Genomic DNA, 11,675 nt, shown 5'->3' with positions numbered 1-11,675 from the left:
CCGTGTGACGGGGGACACGCGTATGGTGCAGTCCTAGCACGTGCTAGCGAACGCCGCCACCTGGTGCAACGTTCAACGGATTTGCAAGTCTGAAAAGCCGCGCATCGGGTCGCATGGTGCGTATGAGCTGCTACAAGAGGCTTCCGAGAAGATTTTCGAAGCTCTTGAGATTGATAGTTTTCGAACTATACGATGTCTCCGGTTTCTCGACGTGGAGGAGCTCGGCAGGCCGCCCGGAGCGCGGGCCTGTTCGAACTCGTGGCCGCATCTCGGCACTCCTCCCGTCCCGTGACAGAGATGAGGGTGCGTCACGTGTTAAGGCCGATGGAAGGCGTCCGGGTCGTCGAGGTCGCCCAGTTCACGTACGTGCCGTCCGCCGGTGCGGTGCTGGCCGACTGGGGCGCCGACGTCGTGAAGATCGAGCACGCCGAACGCGGTGACGCGCAGCGAGGGCTGGTCAAGGCACTCGGCCACGACGTGATCTCCAAGGGGTCGACGTTCGCGCCGATCATGGAGGGCCCGAACCGGGGCAAGCGCAGCCTCGGCCTCTCGCTGGAGAAGCCCGAGGCGAAGGAGATCCTGCACGAGCTGGTCCGGCGCAGCGACGTCTTCCTGACGAACTTCCTGCCGGCCGCGCGCCGCAAGCTGGGCATCGACCTCGACGACATCCGGGCGATCAACCCGGACATCATCTTCGTGGTCGGCTCGGCGTTCGGGCACGCCGGCCCGGAGGCGGAGAGCGGCGGCTACGACGGCACCGCGTACTGGGCCCGGGCCGGCACGGCCGACGCGCTCACGCCGCCCGGCGCGGTGGCCCCGACCCCGCCGCCGTCCGGCGCCTACGGCGACAACATCGGCGGGATGACGATCGCCGGTGGAATCGCGGCCGCGCTGTTCGCCCGCGCGAACACCGGCGAAACCTCGGTCGTCGACGTGTCGCTGCTCGGCGTCGGGGCCTGGGCGATCCAGCTCAACGTCAACCTCGCGCTCCAGTCCGGCGGGCCGTTACCGAAGTTCACGCCCCGGGCCGGTGGCCAGCCGAACAACCCGCTCACCGGCAACTACCAGACGTCCGACGGCCGCTGGATCAACCTCTGCATGCTCCAGCCGGGCCGCTACTGGCCGGACTTCTGCCAGGCCGTCGGGCGTCCCGACCTGATCGTCGACGAGCGCTTCGACACGACCGAGAAGCTGATGGCCAACGGTCTGGCCGCGGTCGAGGTCGTCACCGAGATCATGGCCGGGTTCACCAAGGAGACCTGGTTCGCCGCGGCCGAGAACATGGAAGGCCAGTGGGCGCTGGTCCAGGACACGTTCGAGGTCGGCTCCGACCCGCAACTCCGGGCCACCGGCCAGGTCACCGACGTCGTCGACTTCGAGGGCAACACCCAAAAGCTGGTCGCGAACCCGGTGCAGTTCGACCGGAAGCCCGCCGTGCTCAAGCGCGCTCCGCAGTTCGCCGAGCACACCGACGAGATCCTGACCGAGCTCGGCTTCACCGACGAGCAGTCGCTCGACTTCAAGATCGCCGGAGCGGTCACGTGAGGGTGGGGTGGATCGGCGTCGGCTCCCAGGGCGGCCCGATGGCCCGCCGGGTCGTCGAGGACGGTTTCCCGACGACGCTGTGGGCTCGCCGCCCCGAGACGCTGGAGCCGTATCGGGACACGTCAGCCGCCTACGCCGACTCGCCGGAAGCGCTGGCCAAGGCGTCGGACGTCGTCTGCCTGTGCGTCCTCGACGACGAAGGGGTGCGGGAGGTCGGCGCGCACATGATCGACGGCCTCGCCGAGGGCGGGGTGATCGTGGTGCACAGCACCGTGCACCCGGACACCTGCCGGACGCTGGCCGAGCAGGCCGCCGCCCGGGGCGTCGCGGTGATCGACGCGCCGGTCAGCGGGGGAGGCCAGGCCGCCGCCGAACGCCGGTTGCTCGTGATGGCCGGTGGCGACGCGGACGCCCTGAAGACCGTGAGGCCGATCTTCGAGACGTTCGCGAACCCGCTCCTGCACCTCGGGCCGGTCGGGGCCGGGCAGGCCGCGAAGATCCTCAACAACCTGCTGCTGACCGCGAACCTCGGGGTCGCCGAGGCCGCCTACGCGTTGGGCCGCGAGCTCGGCGTCGACCTGGCCTCGCTCAACCGGGTGTTCGCCGCGGGCAGCGGCAACAGCTTCGCGGCCTCGCTGCTGCTGTCGAGCGAGCCGTTCTCGGCCTCGCGGATGGCCGAGGTCGCCGGGCCGCTGCTGGCCAAGGACGCGCGGCTCGCGGTCGACCTGGCCGCGGCGGCCGGCGTGGATCCCGGAGTGGTGCTCCCCGCCGCCGACTCGGCTCTCCAATCGATGCACAACCCCCGTTAGGAGGCACGCACATGCCGCTCCCCGACGACGCCAGGATCATCTCGGTCGACGACCACGTCATCGAGCACCCCCGGGTCTGGCTCGACCGAATGCCGGCGAAGTACCAGGACGTCGCTCCGCGCATCGAGCGGCTGCCCGACGGCAACGACACCTGGATCTTCAACGGCAAGCCGTCCGGCAACTTCGCGCTGAACGCGGTGGCCGGAAAGCACCCGCGCGAGTTCGGGATGGACCCGCGCAGCTACGACGACATGCGCCCGGGCTGCCACGACATCGAGCAGCGCATCAAGGACATGGACGTCGAGGGCGTCTGGGCCCAGCTCTGCTTCCCGAACATGGGCGGCTTCGCCGGCTCGACGTTCTACGCCTCCGACGACAAGGACCTGGCCGCGGAGTGCATCCGCGCCTACAACGACTTCATTCTCGACGAGTGGTGCGCGTACGCGCCGGGCCGGCAGATCCCGCTGGTGATGATCCCGTTCTGGGACGTGCAGGCCTCGGTGAAGGAGATCGAGCGGACGGCCGACAAGGGCGCCCGGTCGGTGTCGTTCCTGGAGGCTCCGCACCGGGTGGGGCTGCCGAGCTACCACACCGATCACTGGGACCCGATCCTGCGGGCCGCCGAGGAGCGCAACCTGCCGCTGTCGGTGCACTTCGGGTCGGGCGGTGCGCCGGGCGGCGTCGCCGAGGACGCCGACATGTTCGTGACGATCGCGCTGTTCGGCCTCAACTCGATGCAGGCCTGCGTCGATCTGCTGATCTCGCCGGTGTTCTACAAGTTCCCGAATTTGAAGTTCGTGCTGTCCGAGGGCGGGATCGGGTGGATCCCGTACATCCTCGAGCGGGCCGACTACTCGTGGGGCCGGCACCGGTACTGGTGCAACATCGACCAGGAGCGCAAGCCGTCGGAGCTGTTCAAGGACCACATCTACGGGGCTTTCATCTCCGACCAGAACGGCATCGACCTGCGCCACTCGATCGGCGTGGAGCAGATCCTGTTCGAGTCGGACTACCCGCACTCGGACTGCAACTGGCCGCACACCCGCAAGGTCCTCGGCGAGCAGCTCGCGAACGTCCCCGATGACGAGGCCCGGCTGATCGTCGAGGGCAACGCCCGCCGCATCTTCAACTTCCCCGCCGCATGAGACTCGGTTTCGTCGGCGCCGGCCGGATGGGGCGCCCGATGGTGCAACGTCTGGTCGGCGCGGACCACCGGGTAAAAGTCCTGGTCCGTTCGGGCGCCGCCAAGGCGGCGCTGGAGTCGGACGGTGCGACCGCGGTTCCCACCCTGGCCGACGTCGCCGACGGCGCCGAGGCGGTGCTGATCTGCGTCCACACCGACGAGCAGGTGAAGGAGGTCGCTCCGGGCCTCATCGACGCGATGAGGCCGGGCGCGCTGCTCATCCTGCACACGACCGGCAGCCCGGCCACCGCGGACGCGCTCGGCGACCGTATCGAGGTCATCGACGCGCCGGTCAGCGGCGGCCCGCACGACATCCTCGCCGGGCACATCACGCTGCTGGTCGGCGGCGCTTCCGAGGCGGTGGAGCGGGCCCGCCCGATTTTCCGGAGCTACGGCGACCCGATCTTGCACGTCGGCGGCCGAGGCAACGGGCAGCGCGTCAAGCTGATCAACAACGCGCTGTTCGCCGCGAACATCGGCCTGCTCGCCGCCGCCGTCGACCTCGGCGCCCAGCTCGGCGTCACCGAGGAAGCGCTGCTCACCGCCCTACCGCAGGGCAGCGCGAACAGCTACGCGCTCGGCGGAGTCGCCCGCGCCGGGTCGGTCGGCACGTTCGCTCGAGCCGCCGGCGAGTTCGTCGGCAAGGACGTCGCGGTCGTCCGGCAGGTCGTCGCCGAGCTCGGCGGTGACCTCGGCGCGCTCGCCGCCGCCCACCAGGCGCTCGCCGACCTCTTACCCGAACACGCCCGTGCCCTCGCTAGGAGCTCCAGATGACCGACCACCGCCTGCTCATCGACGGCAAACTCGTCCCGGCCGGGCGCGGGCGCACGTTCGACAACGTCAACCCGGCGACCGAAGAGGTCATCGGCGTGGCCCCGGACGCCGACGCGACCGACGTCGAGACCGCGATCGGGGCGGCCCGGCGGGCGTTCGACACGACGACCTGGTCGACCGACGTCGAGTTCCGCCGGCACTGCCTCACCCAGCTGCGGGACGCCCTGCGCGAGAACGTCGAGGCGCTGCGGAGCCTCGTCGTCGCCGAGTCGGGCAGCCCGGTCGCGCTGACCGGAGCCATCCAGCTCGAGGGCCCGATCAGCTTCATCGACCACTACATCGACCTGCTCGGCACGTACGAGTTCGAGACCCCGCTGCCGGAGAAGGAGTTCTACGGCACGGCCACGTCCCGGGTCGTCCGGCGGGAGGCCGCCGGGGTGGTCGCCGCGATCACGCCCTGGAACTACCCGTTCTATCTGAACATCGCGAAGACCGCGGCGGCGCTCGCGGCCGGCTGCACGGTCGTGCTCAAGCCCGCGCCCGACACCCCGTTCAGCGCGCTCGCGCTCGGGCAGATCGCGGCCGAGCACACCGACCTTCCGGCCGGCGTGCTCAACGTGGTCACGACCAGCGACAACAGCGTCGCGCAGATCCTCGCCAGCCATCCCGACGTCGACCACGTGACGCTGACCGGCTCCACCGGCACCGGGCGCAAGGTCATGGCCGCCGCGTCCGGGACGATCAAGCGCGTCACGCTCGAGCTCGGCGGCAAGTCGGCCGCGATCCTGCTCGACGACGTCGACTTCGCGCAGGTCCTGCCCGGCCTGGGGATGGGCATCTGCGTGCACGCGGGCCAGGGCTGTGCGGTGCAGAGCCGCCTGCTCGTCCCGCGGAACCGGCTCGACGAGGCCGTCGACGGGCTCGCCGCGATCATGGCCCAGCTGCCCTGGGGCGACCCGACCGACCCGAACAACCTGATGGGCCCGGTCATCAACCGCTCCCAGCGCGACAAGGTGCTCGGCTACTACGAGTCGGCCCGCCAGGACGGCGGCCGGATCGCGCTCGGTGGCCGGCCCCAGGACCGGTTCGAGAAGGGCTACTACGTCGAGCCGACGCTGATCACCGGCGTCGACCCGAAGTCCGCGGTGGCGCAGGAGGAGATCTTCGGCCCGGCCATGGTCGTCCTCCCGTTCGACGACGACGAGGACGCGCTGCGCATCGCCGACAGCACGATCTTCGGGTTGTCGGGCGCGGTGCACAGCGCCGACTTCGAGCGCGCGATGGGGCTGGCCCGGCGGATGCGCAGCGGCACGGTCGGCGTCAACGGCGGCAACTGGTTCGACGTCCAATCGCCGTTCGGTGGCTACAAGCAGAGCGGCCTCGGCCGCGAGTGGGGCACCGAGGGCCTCGAGGACTTCCTCGAGGTCAAGACCATCGCGTGGCCGACTCGCTGAGATATCGACGAACAGAGGGGTTCGACATGGCAGGACGGGTTGAGGGCAAGGTCGCGTTCGTCACCGGCGCGGGGCGCGGCCAGGGGCGTAGCCACGCGGTCCGGCTGGCCGAAGAGGGCGCCGACATCATCGCGGTCGACATCTGCAAGGACTTCGAGACGGTCAACTACCCGATGTCGTCCTCGGACGACCTCGCGCAGACCGTCAAGGAGGTCGAGGCGCTCGACCGGCGGATCGTCGCGGTCGAGGCCGACGTCCGGGAGCGCTCGCAGCTGATCGCCGCGGTCGAGCAGGGCATCGCCCAGCTCGGGCACCTGGACATCGTCGTGGCCCAGGCGGGCATCGCCCCGATGAAGGGCGAGCCGGCCGTCCAGGCCTGGATGGACGGCGTCGACACGCTGCTGCTCGGCGTCATCAACGCGATCCACGCGTCGCTGCCGCACCTGAAGGAGGGCGCGTCGATCATCGCGACCGCGTCGGCCGCGGTCGCGATGACCGGGGCCGGCCTCGGGGCGGCCGGCCAGGTCGGTCAGGACCCGGGTGGCGCCTCCTACCAGTACGCGAAGAAGGCGGTCTGCGAGTTCGTCCACGAGCTGGCCCGCAACCTCGGCCCGCGGGGGATCCGGGCCAACGCGATCCACCCGACGAACTGCAACACGCCGATGCTGCAGAGCCCGCCGATGTACAAGGCGTTCCGGCCCGACCTGGAGAACCCGACCAAGGAGGACGCCACGCCGGCGTTCTACTTCCAGCAGCTGATGCCGGTGCCGTGGGTCGAGCCGCGTGACATCAGCAACGGCGTGCTGTTCCTGGCCTCCGACGAGGCCCGCTACGTGACCGGCATGCAGCTGCGGGTCGATGCCGGTTCCTACCTGAAGTTCCAGGACTTCCACGTCTGAGAGGGCTGCTCCCATGAAGGTTCGTGTCGACCCGGACATCTGCCAGGGGCACACCCTGTGCGCGATGACCGCCCCCGACCTGTTCGAACTCAGCGACATCGACGGCCACGCGCACGCCGTCAGCGAGGACGTCCCCGTGGACCAGGAGACCCTCGCGAAGGAAGCCGCGCGCACCTGCCCCGAGCAGGCCATCATCCTGTTCTGAGCGGAGAGCAGCACATGACGATCGACGACGCCCGGATGATCGAGAAGATCCAGCTCAACAGACACTCGACCCGGTACAGGGAAGAGTTCGAAGAGTTGTCGACCGAGTTCCACGGCCGCTGCCCGGTCGCCTGGAACGAGACGCACGGCGGCTACTGGTTCGTGTCCGGGAACAAAGAGTTGTTCGACATCGCCCGCCGGGCCGACGTGCTGTCGAACGAGGCCGATCCGGACGGAGTGAAGCGGGGTTACCAGGGCATCTCGATCCCGCACCCGCAACGCGAGAAGGGCTCGCCGATCGGCGGGTTCCTGGAGATGGACCCGCCCGAGCAGCGGCACTACCGGCAGGCCCTCAACCCGTACCTCTCGCCGGCCGCGGTCGCCCGCTGGCAGCCGGTGATCGACGAGATCACTCGGGCATGCCTGGACGAGAAGATCGAGTCCGGGCGGATCGACTTCGTCGACGACCTGGCGAACATCGTCCCGGCCGTGCTGACGATGGCGATGCTGGGCATGCCGCTGTCGGAGTGGATCGTCCACTGCGAACCGTCGCACGCCAGCGTCTACACGCCGCCGGACTCGCCGGACTTCCTGCGGGTGTTCCAGCAGATGCTCGAGGCCCGGGCGCACACCGAGGAATGGGTGCGCAGGATCCGCGAGAACCCGCGCCCCGGCCTGATCGACGGGATCATCAAGGCCGACGTCAACGGCACCAAACCCGACGACCGGGACGTCGTAGGCGTCGCCGGGCTGCTCATCGGCGGTGGGTTCGACACCACCACCGCGCTCACCGCGCACTCGCTCGAGTGGCTCGGCGAGCACCCGGCGGAGCGCGAGCGGCTCAGCCGGGAGTGGGACGACCTGCGTGACTCCGCGACCGAGGAGTTCCTGCGGTTCTACACGCCGGCGGTCGGCGACGGCCGGACGATCCAGCTGGACGCCGAGATCGACGGGGTCAAGTTCGAGGAGGGCCAGCGCCTCTGGCTCTCCTGGGCGATGGCCAACCGCGACGAGACCGTGTTCGAGGACCCGCACACGATCCACCTGGACCGCAAGGGCAACCGGCACTCGAGCTTCGGCCTGGGCATCCACCGGTGCATCGGCTCGAACGTGGCCCGGGCGACGTTCAAGACGATGCTCCGGCACGTCCTCGACCGGATGCCGGACTTCGTGTGCGACCCCGCAGGCGCGGTGCACTACCCCTCGACCGGTGTGATCAACGGGATGAAGAACCTGCCCGCCACGTTCACTCCGGGCCCGCGTCTCGGCGCCGGCCTCGACGAGACGATCGCCCGGATGCAGGTCATCTGCGACGAGCAGCGTCTGGCCGAGCCGGTCACCGTGCGCAAAGCGGCGGCCAAGCTCGCCGACTGACCGATGCGGCGGCGCCGGACGGCGCCGCCGCACTCCCTCAGCTGGAGTGACAACCGATGACGATCGACGACGCTCGCGAGACCGACCCCGAGAGCAAGCCCCATCGCATCAACCTCGACCGGCACTCGTCGCGCTACCGCACCGAGTTCGAGGAGCTGTCGAACGAGTTCCACGGCCGCTGCCCGGTCGCGTGGAACGAGACGCACGGCGGCTACTGGTTCACCAGCGGGAACAAGGAAGTCTTCGACATCGCCCGCCGGGCCGACGTGCTCTCCAACGAGAACGACCCGGACGAGGTGAAGCGCCGGTACTGGGGCATCTCGATCCCGCCGCCGCCCCGGATGCCCGGCGAGCCGATCGGCGGGTTCCTGGAGATGGACCCGCCGGAGCAGCGGCACTACCGCCAGGCGCTGAATCCCTACCTCTCGCCGGCCGCGGTCGTCCGCTGGCAGCCGGTGATGGACGAGATCACCCGGGCCTGCCTGGACGAGAAGATCGAGTCGGGGCGGATCGACTTCGTCGACGACCTGGCCAACGTCGTCCCGGCGGTCGTGACGATGGCGATGCTCGGGATGCCGCTCGAGGACTGGATCGTGCACTGCGAGCCGGCCCACGCGACGATCTACACCCGGCCCGACTCGCCGGAGATCATGGACGTCTTCACCAAGTACCTCGAGGCCCGCGGACGGACGTCGTACTGGATCACCGAGATCCGGAAGAACCCGCGTCCGGGCCTGATCGACGCGCTGATCAAGGCCGAGATCAACGGGGCGCCGGCGTCCGACCGGGACATCCTCGGCGCGGTGCAGTTGCTGATCGGCGGGGGCTTCGACACGACGACCGCGCTGACCGCGCACGCACTCGAGTGGCTGTCCGAGAACCCCGCCGAGCGGTCCCGGCTCTCCGCCGACTGGGAGAACCTGCGTGACTCGGCCACCGAGGAGTTCCTCCGCTTCTACACGCCGGCCCAGGGCGACGGGCGCACGATCGCGGTCGACGCCGAGATCGACGGCGTGCGCTTCCGGGAGGGCGAGCGGCTCTGGCTCTCCTGGGCGATGGCCAACCGCGACGAGACCGTGTTCGAAGACCCGCACACCGTGCACCTCGACCGGAAGGGCAACCGGCACTCCAGCTTCGGGCTGGGCATCCACCGCTGCATCGGCTCGAACGTGGCCCGGGCGACGTTCAAGACGATGATCCGGCAGGTGCTCGACCGGATGCCGGACTTCGTCTGCCAACCCGACGGGGCCGTGCACTACGACACCACCGGCGTCATCAACGGGATGAAGAACCTGCCGGCCACGTTCACGCCGGGTCCGCGGATCGGCGCGGGCCTCGACGAGACGATCGCCCGGATGCAGGCGATCTGCGACGAGCAGCGGCTGGCCGAGCCGGTCACGGTCCGCAAGGCGGCGGCGAAGCTCGGCGAGTGACGGCTACCCAGCGAAGGAGCACGCAGATATGACGTACGTGGTCGCCGAACCCTGTGTCGACGTCCTCGACCGGGCCTGCGTCGAGGAGTGCCCGGTCGAGTGCATCTACGAGGGCGGCCGGATGGCGTACATCCAGCCCGACGAGTGCGTCGACTGCGGCGCCTGCGAGCCGGTCTGCCCGGTCGAGGCGATCTTCTACGAGGACGACCTGCCGGCCGAGCTCGGGCCGTACGCCGAGGCGAACGTGGTCTTCTTCGCCACGATCGGCTCGCCCGGTGGCACGTCCAAGGTGTCCGGCCCGCTGCCGGACGTCCCGTTCGTCGCCGCGCTGCCGGTGAAGGAGTCCGAATGAAGGGGGCCGAGTGAGGCCGCTGCCGTACGTCTCGATTCTGAACGAGTTCTACTGGAAGGCGGGCGCCGACGGCGTGCTGCGCATGCAGCAGTGCACGTCGTGTGCCGGGTACGTCCACCCGCCGAAACCCGCCTGCCCGCGCTGCCGGTCGACGGCGCTGGAGATCCGGGACCTGTCCGGGCTGGGCACCGTCGTCGGCTTCACCGTCAACCACCGGTTCGGCCTGCCCGGCCTGCCGCCGCCGTACGTGATCGCCCGGGTCGCGCCGGACGAGGACCCGCGGGTGCGCCTGACGACCCGTCTGGTGGAACCCGGCGAGGTGGCCGTCGGTCAGCGGGTGCGGGTGGAGTTCGAGCAGGTCGAGGACGTCTGGCTGCCGCTCTTCCGGCCGATCGCCGGCGACCCCGGGCCGGTGGCCGAGGACGAGGAGGGTCCGGACGAGATCCGGTCCCGGGTCCGTCCGATGCTCACGACCCGCAAGTTCGAGGACGACGTCGTGCTCTCCGGGGTGGGGGCGTCGGACATGGGGCGGCGGCTGCGCGTCGACCCGCTGGTCCTGACCGTGCAGGCCTGCGAGGCCGCGGTGGCCGACGCCGGCCTGACGATGGACGACATCGACGGGCTCTCCACCTACCCCGGTGGTGGTCCGGCCGGCGGGTTCGGCGAGGGTGGCGTCACCGCGCTGGAGGCCGCGCTGCGTATCCGGCCGTCCTGGTACAACGGCGGCGCCGAGACCTTCGGTCCCGGTGGGTCGGTCATCGCCGCGATGCTCGCGGTCTCCGCCGGGCTGGCCCGCCACGTCCTGTGTTTCCGGACGATCTGGCAGTCGACGCACGACGAGATGCAGAAGCGCGGCGAGCTGCCGTTCGCCGGGAACCGGGTGCCCGGCGACAGCGGCTGGTCGGTGCCGTTCGGCGCGACCTCGGCCGCCCACGGCCTGGCGATGAACGCCCAGCGGCACTTCCAGAAGTACGGCACGACCCGCGAGACGCTCGGCTGGATCGCGCTCAACCAGCGGGCGAACGCCGGCCTCAACCCGGCCGCGACCTACCGCGACCCGATGACGATGGACGACTACCTGGGCGCCCGGCTGATCACGACGCCGTTCGGCCTCTACGACTGCGACGTGCCGGTCGACGCGGCGATCGCGGTCGTCGTGTCGGCGGCGGACTCGGCCGGTGACCTGCGGAGGCCCCCGATCCGGGTGGAGGCCGTCGGCACCCAGCTGATCGAGCGGGTCGAGTGGGACCAGAGCACGTCCACCCACGAGCCCCAGGTCCTCGGCCCGGCCGCGCACCTGTGGACCAGGACGTCGCTGCGCCCGGACGACGTCGACGTCGCCCAGCTCTACGACGGGTTCACGTTCAACTGCCTGTCGTGGATCGAGGCCCTGGGCTTCTGCGGGATCGGCGAGGCCAAGGACTTCCTGGACGGGGGCAAGAACATCGCCCGGGACGGCGTCCTGCCCCTGAACACGCACGGGGGGCAGCTCTCGCACGGCCGGACGCACGGCATGGGGCTGCTCCAGGAGGCGATCGTGCAGCTCCGCGGCGACGGCGGCGAACGTCAGGTGCCCGACGCCCGGGTGGCCGTGGTGAGCAGCGGTGGGCTGACACCCAGCGGGGTCCTGCTGCTGCGGAGGGACTGA

The 11,675-nt window shown here is 70.2% G+C and carries 11 protein-coding genes; all 11 read left to right on the top strand.

Annotated features, from left to right (window positions below):
- Positions 1–312 precede the first annotated feature (312 nt).
- From FL583_RS01615 to FL583_RS01565, 11 genes are read left to right on the top strand one after another with little or no spacing between them, the layout of a single operon-like run.
- Positions 313–1,545: a CaiB/BaiF CoA transferase family protein gene (locus FL583_RS01615; protein ID WP_142702607.1), complete on the top strand. Its 1,233-nt coding sequence runs from the start codon at positions 313–315 to the stop codon at positions 1,543–1,545.
- Entirely contained in the window at positions 1,542–2,354 is an 813-nt protein-coding gene (locus FL583_RS01610; RefSeq protein WP_142702606.1) for an NAD(P)-dependent oxidoreductase, read from the top strand. The genes FL583_RS01615 and FL583_RS01610 overlap by 4 nt, the downstream gene beginning before the upstream one ends.
- A gap of 11 nt (positions 2,355–2,365) precedes the next feature.
- Positions 2,366–3,499, top strand: coding sequence for an amidohydrolase family protein (locus tag FL583_RS01605; protein WP_142702605.1), 1,134 nt, complete (start codon positions 2,366–2,368; stop codon positions 3,497–3,499).
- Positions 3,496–4,311: an NAD(P)-dependent oxidoreductase gene (locus FL583_RS01600; RefSeq protein ID WP_142702604.1), complete on the top strand. Its 816-nt coding sequence runs from the start codon at positions 3,496–3,498 to the stop codon at positions 4,309–4,311. The genes FL583_RS01605 and FL583_RS01600 overlap by 4 nt, the downstream gene beginning before the upstream one ends.
- Positions 4,308–5,765: an aldehyde dehydrogenase family protein gene (locus FL583_RS01595; protein WP_142702603.1), complete on the top strand. Its 1,458-nt coding sequence runs from the start codon at positions 4,308–4,310 to the stop codon at positions 5,763–5,765. The genes FL583_RS01600 and FL583_RS01595 overlap by 4 nt, the downstream gene beginning before the upstream one ends.
- A 26-nt stretch (positions 5,766–5,791) precedes the next feature.
- A complete protein-coding gene (locus FL583_RS01590; protein ID WP_142702602.1) occupies positions 5,792–6,664 on the top strand; it encodes a mycofactocin-coupled SDR family oxidoreductase in 873 nt (290 codons plus the stop codon).
- A 13-nt stretch (positions 6,665–6,677) separates the two neighbouring features.
- On the top strand, positions 6,678–6,869 hold the full coding sequence (locus FL583_RS01585) for a ferredoxin (protein ID WP_142702601.1): 192 nt from the start codon (positions 6,678–6,680) through the stop codon (positions 6,867–6,869).
- 14 nt (positions 6,870–6,883) lie between these two features.
- Positions 6,884–8,242: a cytochrome P450 gene (locus FL583_RS01580; protein WP_142702600.1), complete on the top strand. Its 1,359-nt coding sequence runs from the start codon at positions 6,884–6,886 to the stop codon at positions 8,240–8,242.
- Positions 8,243–8,298: 56 nt separating this feature from the next.
- On the top strand, positions 8,299–9,675 hold the full coding sequence (locus FL583_RS01575) for a cytochrome P450 (protein WP_142702599.1): 1,377 nt from the start codon (positions 8,299–8,301) through the stop codon (positions 9,673–9,675).
- Between the two features lie 28 nt (positions 9,676–9,703).
- The gene (gene fdxA / locus FL583_RS01570) at positions 9,704–10,027 is read left to right on the top strand and encodes a ferredoxin (RefSeq protein WP_142702598.1); all 324 of its coding nucleotides are present in this window, start codon (positions 9,704–9,706) and stop codon (positions 10,025–10,027) included.
- Positions 10,028–10,046: 19 nt separating this feature from the next.
- Positions 10,047–11,675, top strand: coding sequence for a thiolase C-terminal domain-containing protein (locus tag FL583_RS01565; RefSeq protein WP_142702760.1), 1,629 nt, complete (start codon positions 10,047–10,049; stop codon positions 11,673–11,675).

Origin of the sequence: Cryptosporangium phraense (genome assembly GCF_006912135.1) — a bacterium.
Taxonomy (GTDB): domain Bacteria; phylum Actinomycetota; class Actinomycetes; order Mycobacteriales; family Cryptosporangiaceae; genus Cryptosporangium; species Cryptosporangium phraense.
The sequence above is the reverse complement of the archived record's forward strand: the minus strand, read 5'-3'. Positions and strand labels throughout refer to the sequence as shown.

Coding starts and splice junctions, on each gene's coding strand:
- FL583_RS01605 (WP_142702605.1), top strand. CDS start 2,366: ATGCCGCTCCCCGACGACGCCAGGATCATCTCGGTCGACGACCACGTC.
- fdxA (WP_142702598.1), top strand. CDS start 9,704: ATGACGTACGTGGTCGCCGAACCCTGTGTCGACGTCCTCGACCGGGCC.
- FL583_RS01585 (WP_142702601.1), top strand. CDS start 6,678: ATGAAGGTTCGTGTCGACCCGGACATCTGCCAGGGGCACACCCTGTGC.
- FL583_RS01595 (WP_142702603.1), top strand. CDS start 4,308: ATGACCGACCACCGCCTGCTCATCGACGGCAAACTCGTCCCGGCCGGG.
- FL583_RS01600 (WP_142702604.1), top strand. CDS start 3,496: ATGAGACTCGGTTTCGTCGGCGCCGGCCGGATGGGGCGCCCGATGGTG.
- FL583_RS01590 (WP_142702602.1), top strand. CDS start 5,792: ATGGCAGGACGGGTTGAGGGCAAGGTCGCGTTCGTCACCGGCGCGGGG.
- FL583_RS01580 (WP_142702600.1), top strand. CDS start 6,884: ATGACGATCGACGACGCCCGGATGATCGAGAAGATCCAGCTCAACAGA.
- FL583_RS01575 (WP_142702599.1), top strand. CDS start 8,299: ATGACGATCGACGACGCTCGCGAGACCGACCCCGAGAGCAAGCCCCAT.